This window comes from Paenibacillus rhizoryzae (assembly GCF_059686995.1).
The window spans coordinates 601,830-618,054 of sequence record NZ_JCAALT010000002.1 but is presented as its reverse complement, the minus strand read 5'-3'; the positions used below and the strand labels follow the sequence as shown (position 1 = coordinate 618,054).

Sequence of the window (16,225 nt, the reverse complement as noted above, 5' to 3'; positions counted from 1 at the left end):
GGACAATAATCATTGAAGCCTATAGTAATCATTATTGCAGATTCGGGGGGAATTGATTTGTTGCGTTGTCATTTATCCGGCCTTACCAGCAGAACCATCAAAACGATTATTCTTCTGATTACAGCGCTTACGCTTGCTTCATGCTCCAATCCATTACATTCGGATTCGATCGAAGCAGCCGATTCCAGACCTGTCATTACCATTATGGTGCCCCTTCATTTTCCGCAGGGACCAGAGGCGTCTCTTGTTCAGAAAATAGAAGATATGACCGGAACGAAGCTCGTTATCGATTGGGTTCGCGACGAGATTTATTCCGATAAGATGAATGCTGCCCTAACGATGAATTCGCTGAAGAAAGCGACGTTCGTCAAGTATACCGATTATTACCTGTTAAAAAGCGCGATTCGTTCCGGCATGTTTTGGGAAATCGGCCCATATTTAGATGCGTTTCCGAACTTAAGGCGGCTGAATGGCGATATTCTTGATCAGACCGCTGTTGACGGTAAAATATTCGGTTTGTACACGGAGCGCCCATCCTCGCGGCAAGGCGTCATTATTCGGGAGGATTGGCTCGAAAATGTGAAGCTTGCCCCGCCTCGAACGCTCGACCAGCTCTATGACGTATTGAAGCAGTTTACCTATGGGGATCCCGACCGCAACGGCAAGAACGATACGATCGGATTAACCGACCGAAACGATCTCGTTTTCGGTGCATTCAAGACGCTCAGCTCTTATTTCGGAACACCGAACAATTGGGTTGCAGCCGATCACCGTATGGTGCCCGAATTCGAGACGGCGCCTTATATGGACACGATGAACTTCATGAAGAAGCTGTACGACGAGAAGCTCATAAATCAGGACTTTGCCGTTACGAGCAAAGATATTCAGCGGAATTTGCTTATACATGGAACGGCCGGCGTCTATATCGGGAGCATGACGGATGTACAGCGGCTGTCCAATGAAGCGAAGCAGTTCAACAAAGACGCAAGGTTTACGGTCATCAACCGGATCGAAGGCCCGCAAGGGTACAAGGTGTGGTCCATCCCGAATTTCAACGGGCTGTTCCTTTTCTCGAAGAGCGCGATCAAATCGGAGGATGAACTCAAGCAGGTGCTCGCATTCTTCGACCGATCCATGGAAGCCGACGTTGCGAATCTTATGAAATTCGGCGTTGAAGGCAGGCATTATAAGCTGCAGGGCAAGAAGGTCCAGCTGCCTTCCGCGAGCGAGCAGCTGCGTATCGATGAAGTCGGGCCGATGTATGTGCTCATGACCGCCGATTTGAGCAATCCGAACCTTCTGCAAGTCACACAGGAAGACCCGCTGCTGGCGCTTGCCGAGAAGCTCAGCAGCGATAATGAGAAGTTTATCGTCAAGGATCCGACCGTGAATTTGGAATCCGCGACGTTCGATGAGCGGAGCGAGGAGCTGAACCGAATCATCACGGATGCGACGTATCACTATATTTTAGGGCAAATCGATCAAACGGGATTTGATCAGGAAGTCGACAGATGGAAGCGAAGCGGCGGCAACGCAATGATGGAGGAGTTCACGAAGTCTTATTTTGAATAGAAGAGATAGAAATCCGCCCCGTGATTGTGAGGCGGATTTTTTGTTGTCATGGAAAGACGCGATAATCATTTCTTCAGAAGACGGCTCAAAGCATCGAAATGTGGTGACGTGATTGTATTCGTAATGAACCGACCGCATGTATGTTTGACGTGCAGCTCCTAATAACAAATCGATGCGGAGGTCAAGCAAGATGAAGAGAAGGGCATTTGTTCAGATTGGCACGGTTTTGGTACTCAGCACGATGCTATCGGCATGCGGTGGTAATAACGGTGGGAACGCCGTGATTGATTCGAATAGCGGCACCGATACGAAAGTAAATGAAGCAGCAGGCACCAACGAACCTGCGACAAGCGAAACAACGGAGCCTGAGAGCGAGGAGCCTACGGAGATTACGATCATGCTTCCGCTAAACGTTGCGCAAACGCCGCCTGACACCATTAAGAACGAAATCGAGAAGCTCACGAACACGAAGCTGACCTATCAATTTTTTCCGGCGGACACTTACGAAGATAAGTTGAACGCAACCATGGCTACCGGTGCGCTTCCTCAAGTTACTTATTTGAAAAATCAAGCTACGTTTATGCAGATGAAAGGGGCGATTCGCGACGGTCAGTTTTGGGAGATCGGACCCTTGCTTAGCGAATTCCCGAATTTGAGCAAGCTGAAGCCCTTGATTCTGAACAATACGAAGGTCGACGGCAAGCTGTTCTCGCTTTATATCGGCAGACCGCTTGCCCGCCAAGGCCTTATTTACCGCAAGGATTGGGCGGATAAGCTTCAATTGAAAACGCCCGAGACCGTCGACGACGTCATTGCGATGGCTAAAGCGTTCACCGAGAAAGACCCGGACGGAGACGGGAAACCGAACACGATCGGACTTGCGGATCGGAACGATCTGATCTACGGCGCTTTCAAGACGGTCGCCTCTTGGTTCGCTACGCCGAATAATTGGGGCGAGAAGGACGGGAAGCTGCAGCCTGAATTCATGTTTCCGCAATATGCGGCGGCCATGGATTTCATGAAAACCATCCGCGATGCCGGTGCCATGAACAAGGACTTCGCGGCAACCAGCAAGACGGACCAGGTCAGCCTATTTACGAGCGGCAAAGCAGGGATGTACATCGGCGCGATGTCGGACGTTGATACGCTGAACAAAGATTTAATCAAGAACGCTCCATCGGCTGCCATCGACACGCTGGCACTGATCAAAGGGCCAAACGGCGAGCTCGCCACATGGGCAATTCCGGGATATAACAACGTGGTCCTGTTCCCGAAATCCGCTATTAAAGACGAGGAAGAATTGAAGAAAGTGCTGGCCTTCTACGACAAATTGATGACGCCTGAAGTCGCCAACATACTGTTCTGGGGAATCGAAGGCAAGCACTATACCGTCGAAGACGGCAAGGCGAAGGTGACGGAGGATTCGGATCTGATCGAGCGGGAAGTGAAGGGCTTCAAGGACAGTCTCATCGGCGAGTCGGAAACAAACGGCACATACGAGGGCTTTTACGCGCTCCCGGGCAGAATCCATGCGGAACAATTCACGAAGGAAAACGAGAAAATCGCCATCTTGGATCCGGCTGCAGCGCTTGACTCCCAAACCTATACCGAGCAAGGCGTGGAGCTCCAGACCCTGATTACGGATGCGACTTACCAGTATATTTACGGAAAAATCGATAAAGGCGGCTTCGACAAAGCGATCGGGGAATGGAAGAAACGCGGCGGAGACCAAATTATCGAGGAATATAACGCAGTCTATCAAAAATAAGCCGGGATCAGCCGGAAAAGTAGTCAGCTAGCTGAAGAGGCTGTCGGATCGCTAATGACAGCCTCTTCGATCCATGCAGGTGGAAGGGAGAAGAACGATGCGGGAATTGACCGTTCGTCCGGTGCCAATGCGGACGCCAAATGCCGGGAGCGAGCTCGGAAGGCGGCTGCGTCGCAATATATGGCTGTATGTCATGATAGTGCCGGGTTTGTTCTATTTCTTGATTTTCAAGTATGCGCCGATGTTCGGTCTTATTATTGCGTTTCAGAACTTTAAACCGTTTAAAGGGATCGCGGGAAGCGAATGGGTCGGATTCGAGCATTTCAACCGTTTATTCACCGAACCAGACTTTCTGAACATTTTGACCAACACGCTTATTTTGTTCGGACTCAATCTCTTGTTCTACTTTCCGGTCCCGATCCTGCTGGCTTTAATGCTCAATGAAGTACGGAGCAGCGGCTTTAAGAGGCTGTTTCAATCGCTCATCTATCTGCCGCACTTTATGTCATGGGTCATTATTGTATCCATCAGCTATGTCATGCTGACAATGGATGGCGGCATCGTGAATGCGATCTTTGGCGCGCTCGGGTTAGAGAAGGTGAATTTCCTGCTAAGCTCCGAATGGTTTCGTCCGACTTACATGATTCAGGTGATCTGGCGCGAGGCGGGCTGGGGAACGATCATTTATTTGGCTGCCATAGCGGCGATCGACCCGCAGCAGTACGAAGCCGCAAGAATGGACGGTGCCGGCCGGTTGCGCCAAATCTGGCATATTACGCTCCCGGCTGTCCGCAGCGTCATCATTGTCTTATTCATCCTGAAGGTGGGGGATGTGCTGGAGCTTGGATTTGAACATGTGTATTTGCTGCTCAATTCCATGAATCGCGAAGTGGCGGAAATTATTGATACCTATGTATATACGGCAGGATTGAAGCAAGGGAAATTCAGTTACAGCACAGCGGTCGGACTGTTTAAATCGATCGTCGGGCTGATCATGGTCATCGGCGCGAACAAGCTTTCCAAGCGCTTCGGTGAAGATGGCATCTACTAAGAACAACCGGGAGGAATCCGCATGATCCAGGATCGAACGTTCGGAAGCCGGCTGTTCGGCAGCGTCAATTTCATCCTGCTTATGATAATATCGCTCGCTACCGTTCTTCCGTTCCTCCATGTCGTGGCGGGCTCGTTAACGACTAGTGCGGAGATGGCGGCTAAAAAATTCATTATTTTCCCAAGCGACATTAGCTTCGAAGCCTATCGCTTCGTCTTCTCGACGGGCACGATTTTCCGTTCGATCACGGTTTCCATGTTGGTCACGCTGTTCGGCACTGCTTTTAGCATGTTCATTACTTCCTTAATGGCGTATGGTTTGTCTCGCAAGGATTTGGACGGCCGCAGGGCAATCATGTTCCTGGTCGTCTTCACCATGCTGTTTCAAGGCGGACTGATCCCGACATTTCTTGTTGTAAAGGAGCTGCATTTAATCGATACGTACGCTGCTCTCGTCCTGCCGCTGACCGTCAGCGCGTTTAATATGATCATTCTCCGCAATTTCTTCCAGAACATCCCGGAGGGATTAGAAGAATCGGCCAAAATGGACGGCTGCAGCGATTTCGGCATTTTGTTCAGGATCGTGCTTCCGCTGTCGATGCCGGCTATCGCGACCATCTCGCTTTTCTATGCGGTGACCTACTGGAATACCTACCTCAATGCGATTCTGTATTTGAATGACAGCAGCATGTGGCCAATCCAAGTTCTGCTTCGCCAGATTGTCGTATTGGCGAGCGGTCTGGATTTCAGCTCGAGTCTTGACGGTGCCGTTCCTCCCCCGGACCAAGCTGTCAAAATGGCCGTTATCGTTGTGGCTACGCTGCCGATTCTGGCCGTATATCCGTTCCTGCAGAAGCACTTTGCCAAAGGTGCGCTTCTCGGTTCTATGAAGGGCTGAGTGCAGAGAGGGATCACACTACAAGCAAATGGAGGAGCTGCGATGAAAATAGAGATAAGCTTAAGAACGCCGATCGAATGGGCGCGCTACGCCTGCGATTCGATTATGGGCATCTATAGGCCAGAGGAGCTGCCACCCGCACGCCGATGGCACTATCATCAAGGGGTGTTTTTATGCGGGATGGAGATGCTCGCGGAACGAGTGAACGAGCCGATATACGAGGCGTATATCCAAGGCTACGTTGACGGATTAGTAGACGATTACGGGAATTTATATGCTGCGCGTGATGAATTGGATGCCATTCAGGCTGGCTTGCTGCTGTTTCGGCTGCAGGAACGGACAGGCAAGCCTAAGTATCGGCTGGCGGCTGACCGGTTAAGAGGCTTGTTTGACACATTCAACAAGACGAGGGAGGGCGGCTTCTGGCATAAGGATAAATATCCTTATCAGATGTGGCTCGACGGATTGTATATGGGCGGCGTATTTGCGTTGAAGTACGCCGGCACGTACCGAGATGACAGGCTGAAAGAGACGGCGCTGCTGCAGGAACGGCTCATGCGCAAGGCGATGAAGGACGAACGCACCGGGCTTCTCTACCATGCTTGGGATGAAAGCCGAGAGATGCCGTGGGCGGATAAGCAGACGGGCTGTTCGCCTGAATTTTGGGGAAGATCGCTCGGCTGGTATGGACTGGCCTTGACCGAATTGATCTCGAACCTGGCTAAAGATGAGGAAGCATACGCACAATTGAAGGAAGTTCAGCGAGATTTCCTTCATTCATTGATTGGTTATCAGGATAAGTCGAGCGGCTTGTGGTATCAGGTGGTGGATAAAGGCCATAACGAAGATAATTGGCTTGAAACCTCTTGTACGAGCTTATTCGTGTACGCCATTGCAAAGGCCATTAAGCAAGGCGTCATCGGCGACGAATACTTGGATGCAGCGATGAGCGGGTATCGTGGGCTAATCGGCCGCATGGAGCAGGACGAACAAGGCAGGATTGTCATGCCCGATATCTGCATCGGGACATCTGCCGGCGATTACGAGAACTATGTGACTCGCCCTACAAGCAGAAATGACCTGCACGGAGTCGGCGCTTTCGTTATGGCATGTACTGCGATGAGCGATTTATTGGACAGCAACCGATGAAGGAGCGGATGTAGATCATGTCGATCTTCGATATTACCCGGTTTGGCGCGATCGGTGACGGAATCTATGACAATAGCGAAGCCATTTCCGCAGCGGTTGAAGCTTGCTCGGATCTAGGAGGAACGGTTTATATACCCGCGGGCCGATATTTGACCGGAAGAATCGTGCTGAAGAGCCAGATAACGTTGGAACTTGCGGCAGGCGCCTTGCTGTTATTCCGGTCGGAGTTCGAGCGCTATCCACCCGTCCCGACGAGGTGGTCGGGATATGAGTGCTTCGCGTTTTCGCCGTTGCTATACGGAAGAGGCTTGAAGCAGATCACGATTAAGGGACAGGGAGTCATCGACGGTCAGGGGGGTTCATGGTGGCAGGCAAATCGCGTACTGCGGCAGGGCGGCCAAATCGCGAGCGACGTCACGCAGAAGCTGGCGGTACTTAATGAGTCGCTGCTCCGTTCGTACACAAGTAATATCGTCGAGTGGGAGTCCCAGTTTCTCCGTCCGCCTCTGCTGCAATTCATAGATTGCGAGGATGTCCGTATTGAAGGGGTCACGCTGCAGAACTCTCCATTTTGGAACGTGCATTTGGTCTATTGCCGCAACGTGTCGGTGCATGGGGTTACAATCCGCAATCCGCATGACGCTCCGAACGGCGACGGCTTGGATATCGATTCTTGTTCCTATGTACGGATTTCAGATTGTCATTTCGACGTCGGGGATGACTGTCTATGCATTAAATCGGGTATTGATGAAGACGGGAGAAGAGTCGCCAGGCCTTCGGAAAATATTACGGTGGCCAATTGCACGATGAAACGAGGTCATGGCGGCATCGTGATGGGCAGCGAAATGGCAGGCGGCATTCGTAACGTGGTCATAACCGGCTGTATATTTATCGGAACGGACCGCGGAATCCGAATGAAGACGAACCGCGCCAGAGGCGGATATATCCGTAATATATTGGTCAGCAACCTCTATATGGAGGATGTACTGTGTCCACTAACGATCAATGCCTTCTACCGCCACGGTGTCGACAAGTCCGACGTGTTGATCGGCAGTGCCGAGGCCAGGCCAGTAACGGAAGCCACGCCTGTCATCGAACATATCCGGATAAGCGGCTTAACGGCCAAGCGCTGCCGTGCTTCGGCCGGTTTCCTGTATGGCCTGCCGGAGATGCCGATTCGAGACGTGCAGCTCAATCAGGTACATATTGAAATGACTGCGGATCAAGGTGAAGTCGGGGATGAGCCCGATATGGTATTCAATGCATTCGTCGCGGCAGGCGAAGGGATGCTGTGCAAGCATGTCAAGGAGCTGGAATTGAATGGCGTGCGGATCGAAACAAGACAGGGTCCAGCGCTGCGGATCGAGGACAGCCGCGATATTGAAGTGAAGGATTTTAAGATGAAGCAGGTACACCCGGACACGCCCGATATCGTGGTTGTACGTTCGACTAATGTAACCCGAACGCCGGAAATCTGCCACTAACAACGCATAAAAGGAACTGCAAGGTCCTGATGGGATGTTACAGTTCCTAAGGTTTATTAGCCTAGGTCCAAGGAGATGATGGTATCAAAGGAACGTAAGGATAGGTGTGATTCAACATGGAAGTTCTGTTATATTTGGTGCTGATTATATTGTCAACGAAAGTTGCTGGCGATTTGTCGGTTCGTATTGGACAACCTGCCGTGCTTGGCAAGCTGATTGCGGGTATTATTTTGGGACCCGCTATTCTCGGATGGATCCATCCGGATGCATTTATATCGCATTTTTCGGAAATCGGCGTACTGTTACTCATGTTTATCGCGGGATTAGAAACGGATTTGGACAAATTGCGGGAAAATTGGAAGGCGTCGTTCGCTGTGGCGGTTGGCGGGATCATACTTCCTTTTATCGGTGGATATGCCTTATCTATTGCTCTCGGACTTTCGAATACGCAGTCGCTATTCATTGGATTACTGCTCTGTGCTACCTCGGTTAGCATATCAGTCCAAACGTTAAAAGAGATGAATCGATTAGACTCCAGAGAGGGCACTACTATTCTGGGAGCTGCCGTTGTGGATGATGTCATTGTAGTCGTTCTGCTTGCTGTCATGATGAGTGTTCTTGGCCCGGCAGGGGATGTATCCATCGCCGTTCTCATCCTTAAGAAGGTATTATTTTTAATCGCGATCATCGTTGCAGGATGGTTTCTCGTTCCCTTTGTCATGAAAATCATCGCACCTCTTCACATTAGCGAAGCTGTCATGAGCGCGGCTCTCATTATTTGCTTTGCATTTTCTTATTTTGCAGAAACGATGGGCGTTGCGGGGATTATTGGCGCATTCGCAGGTGGAATCGCCGTTTCGCAAACCGCATACAAGCACGATGTCGAAACCAAAGTCGAGCCGATCGCCTATACACTCTTTGTCCCCGTATTTTTTGTCAGCATCGGACTAAACATTACCTTTACAGGCTTGGGTAACCACATTTGGTTTATCCTGCTCATGACGGTTATCGCGGTTGCGACGAAAATGCTGGGCGGGGGGCTTGGAGCGAGACTAACCGGCTTTGATCAAACTTCATCGCTAGCCATCGGTTCCGGTATGGTCTCTAGAGGAGAAGTGGCTTTAATTATAGGGGTGGCTGGTTTAGAATCAGGGCTATTGTTAGAGAAGTATTTTACTTCGATCGTTATGGTGATCATCTTGACCACGTTGATAACGCCGCCAATGTTGAAGCTGTTCTTTTCGAAAATCAACGATCGACTTACCTAACAAGTCCTGGAATATGATTACCGAGAAAGGTGGGATGCCATGTCTTACGACTGGATTTGGAAAGCCATACTCATTATCGTCATGGGCTCGCTTCTTCTTCGATTTACAGGTCGAACGTCAATCGGGAAATTAACGGTTGTCGACGTGCTGCTAATGCTGATTCTTGGTCCGTTATTTATTCGACCAGTTGAGAACGAGAATATATGGAGGACCTTGGGCACTGCGGTCATTCTCATCTTGACTGTACGAATGATTAGAGCTTTGATCACACGGTATACTCCTTTTCGCACTTTATGGCTCGGCAAATCAATACCAATTATAGTGGGTGGGAATTTGGATCTAGGCGCAATGGAATCACTGAGACTTACTAACGAAGGGCTTGATGCGCAGCTGCGTGCCTCTGGGGTCTACGATCGCGAGGATGTTGAATATGCCACGATGGAGGCCGGAGGTCAGCTGACCGTGAAGCTAAAGCCGCATAAAGCTCCGGCGACGAAGCAGGATATTGAACAACTAAAGCAGCTCATTGAGTCTCGGCTGTTGCAATGAGACAGGATTCAAAAAGCCGAAGCCCTAAATAAGGGCTTCGGCTTTTTCTGTTTCGCGGAGAACCTGGTTTACAGATTCATGTTCTACGCTTTCTTATTCTTGTATAGGAGTGTTTGCTATTGATCAGTTTCTTCAAATTAGACCGGAAAAACACATCGCGCAGTTCTCTCGGCCTCAGCGGAATTAAAGGACTAAAATACGGCACGGTTATGCTCTTCAACATTACAATATGGATGAACGTTACAGTGGTAATCACAATGACACCTCGTAACCCGGTTAGATAGGCAGTAAATAAATAAATCCAATTTAATGTGAGAATGGTTGAGGATAACCCGCGACTTGTAAAGAAGATGCCGATGACATACGAGAAAGCCAGAATAGACAAGCAAAATGGGCTGAAAAGCTTTATTTTCAACAGATTCTCGCCTATAAATACGGTAGATATGAAGGCAAAGAACACAATCAGATTCGTATTTACCTTAAACATGCCGTCGACCAGAATTTTGAATATAACATATAGGATGATCACTCCGGCAAATGTCGGCAATAACAGATCATCGGGATAAAGCAGCTTGTGTACCTTTTTAGAGAGCAAATCACTGCGTTCTAATAATAGATACAACGCTGACGCATGAGTTCCTACTAAGCACGAGATCAACTTAATGATTCTGTTTAGATACCTCCCGTAATTACCGTAGTATTCCTCCGGCGATTGAAAGAAACTGACAAATAATGTGGGACATAAAATCGCATGCGGCGTGTTATCGACAAACACAACGACTTTTCCTTCTAAAATGGAACTGGCAGCGATGTCCGGTGCTTCGGTGACCGACGTCAAAGGGAATATGGTCCAACTATTCTTCGCGAGCACTTCCTCCACAATGGCAGACTGCAAGATATACTTCACGTCCAATTCGTCTATCCGCTTTCTTACTTCATGAAGAATACCGGTATCTACACTATTTCTCATATACACGATCGAGATCGATGTTGGCGTTAAGGTGCCTTTTTGCATCGTTTCAACCGTCAAATTAGGTGTTTTGAGAAGGCCGCGCAGGATGCTTATATTTGAATTTGCCTTCTCCGTAAAGCCAACCATTAATCCTAAAGGATTGCGTTCCGTTAAGGCTTCGCCAACGGGACGTTCTTTCCACAATGTCACATCTACGCTAAGCATCGTGCCGGTTTGTTGATAAAGAATAACAGCTTTGCCTTGTACGATCGCTTGTGCGGCTTGTTCCGGGCTGCTGATCTCCATTAAATCAGCTGTATTAAGTTGTGCATCAATATGGTGTACAAGCGGTGTAATTACATGTTTCTCCAGTCTGTCCGCATAAACCAGTCCATCTATATAGAAAACGGTTACCTGTACTTCACCGCTTTCTTCAATATTACGGATTCGAAAATCGGAACTATGGCCCAATGCTTCAGTGATTGCCGTCATATTGCTGTGCACCAAAATACCCCACTTCAAGCAGAATCGGTTAGATTTCCATATTTTGAGCATAGTTATCCCGTTATATGCAAGAAGCCTCCAATCCTCTGGCATCTTGACATGACGGCCGGGCAACGGTTGCGGCAGCCCGCTATAAGGGGCTGCCGTTTTTCATGCCGACGACATGCGGGATTATGGATCGGCATGTCCGGCCAAGGCCGGCAATGAAGCCGAAGGCCGGGCCATGGGTATGGCTGGCCAGCGGTCCGGTAAAATAGAGTCCGGGTATGCTGCTTTCAAAGTGCTCGCTTAAAAGGGGGAAGCCATCGAAAGGCTTAGGTTCCCGGAGAATGTCTCTGGAAAGCTCGGGTGCCAGGAAAGGCACGCTATCCAAATGAATACGGTAGCCGGTTGCGCTGATCACATGGTCTACCACGCGGGTCTCGCCATTCGAGAGCGCGAGCTGTACTTTGCCGTCTTCCCGGGCATCCGCGCGGACGATGTCAACGCCGCCAGTCGCTTTCACTTTGCCTTCCACGTAAGGCTTCAGGAATAAGGCAACACTGCCGCGCCTCGGCGTATTCCAGCGCTCCTGCTTCTCTTCGGGAGGCTGGCGGTAAAACCGCTCGGCCGATTCGATCAGACGAAGTCCGGAAGCGGCATTGTCCTCCCCGGAGAAGCGAACCTCTTCTCCGCGAAACAGCAGCTCCGCGTCGGAGCCGGCCAAATGAAGCAGCGCCGCCGCTTCCCAGGCGCTCTGGCCGCTTCCGACGACGGCAACCGAGAGGCCGCGGAAACGATCGAATGAGGTTTGGCCGAATGTATGCGTCAGCAGCGACGGAGGCAGCGAACGCAGCACTTTCGGGATATAGCTGAAATGCTGCAGCCCGGTGGCGACGACGATGCGAGCGGCTGATAGGTGAGAGCCCGTTCGGGTGACGATGTCAAAAGCATGCGAAGAACGCTTGATTTCGGCTGCCAGGTCAGACGTAAATGAAATGCCGGCCTGACGGGCGAACCAGAAGGCGTAATCGACGAATGCGGGGCGCGGAAACGGCGAAATAAGAGGCGTGCCGGTTTCTTCGCAGAATCGCTCAATCGTCCATCTGTCATCGCTGTCCGAGAGGCTGATGTAAAGCGGATTGGTGCGGATGAACATCGTCTGCGGCATCTGCTCCTTCCAGAAATGCATCGGCTGTCCGAGCAGCGCATAGGAGAGCCCGGCGGCCTTGGCATGCGCAGCCAGCGATATACCGTAAGGGCCTGCTCCGATAATGGCGAGATCGACCATGGGAAACCCCTCCTTGAGATTAATAAAATACGTTGTGAGAGCGGCGCTGCGTGTTGACAGCATAGAGGTTTGATGCTAAATTCAATATTACCAGTAGGAATAGTAGGGTTATGTAATCCACCGGAAAACCGGAGAATGCGCTATGTGCATCTCCGGTTTTTTTTATTTCAAGAGGAGGGAATAAGTTGAACGACATTATTAAGCATTTGCAGGCTCATCGCTCGATTCGCAAATTTAAGCCGGATCCGGTGACGGAGGAGCAGTTGGCCTCGATTCTGGCTTCCGCGCAAGCGGCATCCACGTCATCCAATATCCAAGCGTACAGCGTTGTCGGCGTGCGCAATAAGGAGACGAAACGGCAATTCGCCGAGCTTGCGGGCGGCCAGAAGCATATCGAGGAGGCGCCGCTGTTCCTTGTATGGTGCGCGGACTTGAACCGGCTGCAAACAGCGGTCCGACTGCACGAAGACGATGAAGACAAAGAGCTGGCGCAGAACGTGGAAACGTTTCTGCTGGCGACGATCGACGCCACGCTTGCGGCGCAAAACGCGACGATTGCGGCGGAATCGGTCGGACTGGGCATGGTCTACATCGGCGGCATTCGCAATGACCCGAAACGGGCGGCGGAGCTGTTGAAGCTTCCTCATCTCGTTTATCCCGTATTCGGCATGTGCCTTGGCGTGCCTGACCAGGAGCCCGACATTCGTCCTAGGCTTCCGGTGGCCGCGATTTACCACGATGAAATTTACGACGACGAAGCGTTCGCAACCAGCATTAAAGACTATGACGAGACAACGAAGTCTTATTATGCCTCCCGTGCCGGCGGCAGCAAGGATACGTATTGGTCCAAAGAGATGGCATCGCGCTTCCGCAAAGACCGGCTGCGCCATCACTTGCAAGGTTTTATAGAAGGTCAAGGCTACCGCTTCAAGTAAGCGAAGCTTTTGCCGCTAAGACAAGGACAGCGCCCATACGCAATGGGCGCTGTTTGTCGTCAGCTTGCGGTTTCGCTCAGATCCGCCTGAAGCCGCTCGGCGAGTTTGCGGTGGAATACAGGAAGCAGCTTCGTCCCGGATATCGTCGCTTCTTCAAGATTCGGATAGCCCGAGAAGATGAAGGAAGTGATGCCGATATCCACGTATTCGAGCAGCCTGTCGGCGACTTGTTCGGGCGTGCCGACAAATGCCATGGCGCCGCCCCCGCGAATGGCGGACAAGCCGGCCCAGAAGTTAGGCCCAATGACATAATCGTTGGCCTTAGCGAGTGCGCGGACGTGGTTCTGACGCTGCTGGCCTTCCGATTGCGAGCCGCCAAACTGAATTTCGTTCGCGTCGAGAGTCGCGTTGTCGACCTTGCTGATGATCAGCTTCGCCGCTGCCCATGCCTCCTCCTCGGTATCACGGATGACGACCTGTGCCCGTAGGCCGTACCGGATCGTACGGTTGATGCCTTCGCGCTCAATCAGTTGCTCGCGATGGTGCTCTACTTCCGCTATCTGTTCTCTAATCCAATCGAGAGGTTCTGCCCACATGAGATAGACGTCTGCGATTTCGGCAGCTGTTTTCTTCGCTGCCGGCGAGCTTCCGCCGAAATAGAAGGGCGGATGCGGACGCTGCACCGGCGGGGGATAGCTCTTGCCGCCCTCAATGGAGAAGTGTTTGCCATTGAAATCGAACGTCGGCGCGGCACCTTCCGGATTACCTGCCGCAAGGCTGCCGCCGGCAAGGAACTGGCGTCCCTCCGCGCCGTGCGAGCGAACCCACAGCTCGCGAACGATCTTGACATATTCCAGCGTACGTTCATAACGCGCTTCCTTGTCGTCTGCCAGCGGGTCGCCCATTGCCCTCATGTCCTCCGGCGAACTGCCGGTTACAATGTTGATGAGCGCACGGCCGCCGGTCACCTCATCAAGCGTTGCGCCGATGCGTGCAGCTAACGCCGGCGCGATTAATCCGGGGCGCATCGCAACTAGCGGTTTGAAGACGCGCGTATGGGCGGCGAGCGTCGCGCCCATAATCCAGGCGTCGCTGCAGGTGCCGCCGGTCGGGATCAGGGCGAACGTGTAGCCGGCGTTTTCTACCGCCTGAGCGACGCGAATCATATAAGGCGTATCGACGACGCGTTCTGATTTGACGCCAATGTAAGGGCCGTCGCCCCTTGTCGGCATATACCAGCCGAATTCAACTTCAGGTACATGGTTGACTGCCATCCGCTGAAACCTCCGTTCTTATTTAAGTTTGAATAGGTTACTTCGCCGCCTTGCTCAGCGCCGCCCAAATCTGCTTATGCGCGTTATCCGGACGGGCAAGGCCGAGATTTTCGCGAAGCGTGGCGCCTTCGTATGCGGTGCGGAACAACCCGCGGTTCTGCAGCTCCGGCACTACCTTGTCAACGAACGTTTCGAAGCCGGAAGGGAAGAGGGGAGGCAGGATGTTGAAGCCGTCGGCCCCGCCTTCCGCTAGCCATTTCTCGATAAAATCGGCGACCTGGATGACCGAACCGGTGAACGAAACATGGCCATGCCCGGCATAACTGCGGCTCAGGAACTGCCTTATGGTCATATTGTCGCGGCGCGCGGCGTCAATGACAACTTCGTGGCGGCTCGTAATCCCGTTGTTCGAGAAGCCATATGGCTTCGATTTATCGACCGGAACCGGCGCGTCAAGCGGATATTCGGACAGGTCGACCGTAAAATAATTAGACAACCGCTTCAGTGATTTGGCGGAGTCGACCAAGTTGAACAGCTCATCTTCAAGGTCGCGGGCCTCGGCTTCCGTATCCGCTACGATTGGGCTGAGCCCCGGCATAATGAGCAGCTGGTCCGGCGTTCTCCCGTACTTGGCCAGCCGGGATTTTACGTCCGTATAGAACTCCTGCGCGGCTCCAAGCGTCTGTTGGGCCGTGAAAATGACTTCTCCCGTACGGGCGGCCAGCTCCTTGCCGCTTTCGGACGATCCGGCCTGGACAAGAACAGGATAGCCCTGCGGCGGACGGGGAATGTTCAGAGGGCCTTTGACGTTGAAATATTTGCCTTTGAAATTAATATCATGCACCTTATCTTGGTGAAGCGTCACATCGCTTGCCCGGTCGTAGACGAGCGCGTCCTCTTCCCAGCTGTCCCACAGCTGCTTCGTCACTTCGACAAATTCCGTGCCGATATCGTAGCGCGTCTCCGGTTCGGGATGGCCGGGCTTGCCGAAATTATCGGCATCCGACTGCGAATGTCCGGTAACGATATTCCATGCCGCGCGGCCCTTGCTGATATGGTCAAGCGAAGCGAATTTGCGGGCGACATGATAGGGATCGTTATAGGTCGTGCTGACAGTGGCGATAAATCCGACATGCTTGGTCAGCGCCGCAAGCGCCGATAACAGCGTAAACGGCTCCAGTCTTCTGCCTAGGCCGGAGTAGTTGTCCGCCGTGAATAAGGAATCGAATAGTCCGCGCTCGGCAATTTTCGCCAGACCGGCATAATAATCCAAACCCAGATCTGCATTAGGATCGCTGGATGGATGCTTCCAAGCTCCGGCATGATGGCCGGCTCCACGAATAAATACGTTGAAATGCGCTTGCTTCTTTGACTTTTCCTTGTTTGCTCCCATACCTCTCACCTCTGTTAGTAGGGCCCATCGCATAGAAACGGACAAAAAAAACCGGACCCACGCTGAATAGCCATGGATCCGGTTGACCGGTCTCTAACGCTGGGTAATCCCATCGTTTTACTCGAAATATTATAGGATCATGTGCCAATCGTCAATGTC

General features: G+C 51.7%; 13 protein-coding genes. 9 read left to right on the top strand and 4 right to left on the bottom strand.

Going from position 1 to position 16,225, the window contains the following annotated elements:
* Nucleotides 1–60: 60 nt before the first annotated feature.
* From AC6ESO_RS07915 to AC6ESO_RS07880, 8 genes are all read left to right on the top strand, one after another.
* Nucleotides 61–1,572, top strand: a complete 1,512-nt coding sequence (locus AC6ESO_RS07915; RefSeq protein ID WP_497090903.1) for an extracellular solute-binding protein — start codon at nt 61–63, stop codon at nt 1,570–1,572.
* A 190-nt stretch (nt 1,573–1,762) separates the two neighbouring features.
* Nucleotides 1,763–3,340 (top strand): extracellular solute-binding protein, encoded by a 1,578-nt coding sequence (locus tag AC6ESO_RS07910; protein ID WP_497090902.1) that lies wholly within the window; start codon nt 1,763–1,765, stop codon nt 3,338–3,340.
* A 97-nt stretch (nt 3,341–3,437) separates the two neighbouring features.
* Nucleotides 3,438–4,391 carry an ABC transporter permease gene (locus AC6ESO_RS07905; RefSeq protein WP_497090901.1) on the top strand — a complete coding sequence of 318 codons (954 nt, stop codon included), beginning with the start codon at nt 3,438–3,440 and terminating at the stop codon, nt 4,389–4,391.
* 21 nt (nt 4,392–4,412) lie between these two features.
* Entirely contained in the window at nt 4,413–5,288 is an 876-nt protein-coding gene (locus AC6ESO_RS07900) for a carbohydrate ABC transporter permease (protein ID WP_497090900.1), read from the top strand.
* 42 nt (nt 5,289–5,330) lie between these two features.
* Complete coding sequence (locus tag AC6ESO_RS07895) at nt 5,331–6,437, top strand: glycoside hydrolase family 88/105 protein (RefSeq protein ID WP_497090899.1); 1,107 nt, start codon at nt 5,331–5,333, stop codon at nt 6,435–6,437.
* 17 nt (nt 6,438–6,454) lie between these two features.
* Nucleotides 6,455–7,921, top strand: coding sequence for a glycoside hydrolase family 28 protein (locus tag AC6ESO_RS07890; RefSeq protein ID WP_497090898.1), 1,467 nt, complete (start codon nt 6,455–6,457; stop codon nt 7,919–7,921).
* 116 nt (nt 7,922–8,037) lie between these two features.
* Entirely contained in the window at nt 8,038–9,189 is a 1,152-nt protein-coding gene (locus tag AC6ESO_RS07885) for a cation:proton antiporter (RefSeq protein WP_497090897.1), read from the top strand.
* A gap of 39 nt (nt 9,190–9,228) precedes the next feature.
* A complete protein-coding gene (locus AC6ESO_RS07880; protein ID WP_497090896.1) occupies nt 9,229–9,738 on the top strand; it encodes a DUF421 domain-containing protein in 510 nt (169 codons plus the stop codon).
* Between the two features lie 76 nt (nt 9,739–9,814).
* On the opposite strand, the gene AC6ESO_RS07875 is transcribed toward AC6ESO_RS07880, so the two are convergent.
* Nucleotides 9,815–11,182 carry a spore germination protein gene (locus AC6ESO_RS07875; RefSeq protein WP_497090895.1) on the bottom strand — a complete coding sequence of 456 codons (1,368 nt, stop codon included), beginning with the start codon at nt 11,180–11,182 and terminating at the stop codon, nt 9,815–9,817.
* A 142-nt stretch (nt 11,183–11,324) separates the two neighbouring features.
* Nucleotides 11,325–12,464: an NAD(P)-binding domain-containing protein gene (locus tag AC6ESO_RS07870; protein WP_497090894.1), complete on the bottom strand. Its 1,140-nt coding sequence runs from the start codon at nt 12,462–12,464 to the stop codon at nt 11,325–11,327.
* 185 nt (nt 12,465–12,649) lie between these two features.
* Here AC6ESO_RS07870 and nfsA point away from each other — a divergent pair, with 185 nt between their 5' ends.
* Nucleotides 12,650–13,399: an oxygen-insensitive NADPH nitroreductase gene (gene nfsA / locus AC6ESO_RS07865; RefSeq protein ID WP_497090893.1), complete on the top strand. Its 750-nt coding sequence runs from the start codon at nt 12,650–12,652 to the stop codon at nt 13,397–13,399.
* 59 nt (nt 13,400–13,458) lie between these two features.
* Here the strand turns inward: nfsA and AC6ESO_RS07860 are convergent, their stop codons facing one another.
* Nucleotides 13,459–14,673, bottom strand: a complete 1,215-nt coding sequence (locus AC6ESO_RS07860) for an LLM class flavin-dependent oxidoreductase (RefSeq protein ID WP_497090892.1) — start codon at nt 14,671–14,673, stop codon at nt 13,459–13,461.
* 37 nt (nt 14,674–14,710) lie between these two features.
* Nucleotides 14,711–16,066 carry an LLM class flavin-dependent oxidoreductase gene (locus tag AC6ESO_RS07855; protein ID WP_497090891.1) on the bottom strand — a complete coding sequence of 452 codons (1,356 nt, stop codon included), beginning with the start codon at nt 16,064–16,066 and terminating at the stop codon, nt 14,711–14,713.
* Between the last annotated feature and the right edge of the window lie 159 nt (nt 16,067–16,225).

Coding starts and splice junctions, on each gene's coding strand:
- AC6ESO_RS07880 (WP_497090896.1), top strand. CDS start 9,229: ATGTCTTACGACTGGATTTGGAAAGCCATACTCATTATCGTCATGGGC.
- AC6ESO_RS07890 (WP_497090898.1), top strand. CDS start 6,455: ATGTCGATCTTCGATATTACCCGGTTTGGCGCGATCGGTGACGGAATC.
- AC6ESO_RS07855 (WP_497090891.1), bottom strand. CDS start 16,066: ATGGGAGCAAACAAGGAAAAGTCAAAGAAGCAAGCGCATTTCAACGTA.
- AC6ESO_RS07870 (WP_497090894.1), bottom strand. CDS start 12,464: ATGGTCGATCTCGCCATTATCGGAGCAGGCCCTTACGGTATATCGCTG.
- AC6ESO_RS07905 (WP_497090901.1), top strand. CDS start 3,438: ATGCGGGAATTGACCGTTCGTCCGGTGCCAATGCGGACGCCAAATGCC.
- AC6ESO_RS07860 (WP_497090892.1), bottom strand. CDS start 14,673: ATGGCAGTCAACCATGTACCTGAAGTTGAATTCGGCTGGTATATGCCG.
- AC6ESO_RS07895 (WP_497090899.1), top strand. CDS start 5,331: ATGAAAATAGAGATAAGCTTAAGAACGCCGATCGAATGGGCGCGCTAC.
- AC6ESO_RS07910 (WP_497090902.1), top strand. CDS start 1,763: ATGAAGAGAAGGGCATTTGTTCAGATTGGCACGGTTTTGGTACTCAGC.
- AC6ESO_RS07885 (WP_497090897.1), top strand. CDS start 8,038: ATGGAAGTTCTGTTATATTTGGTGCTGATTATATTGTCAACGAAAGTT.
- AC6ESO_RS07900 (WP_497090900.1), top strand. CDS start 4,413: ATGATCCAGGATCGAACGTTCGGAAGCCGGCTGTTCGGCAGCGTCAAT.
- AC6ESO_RS07875 (WP_497090895.1), bottom strand. CDS start 11,182: ATGACGGCAATCACTGAAGCATTGGGCCATAGTTCCGATTTTCGAATC.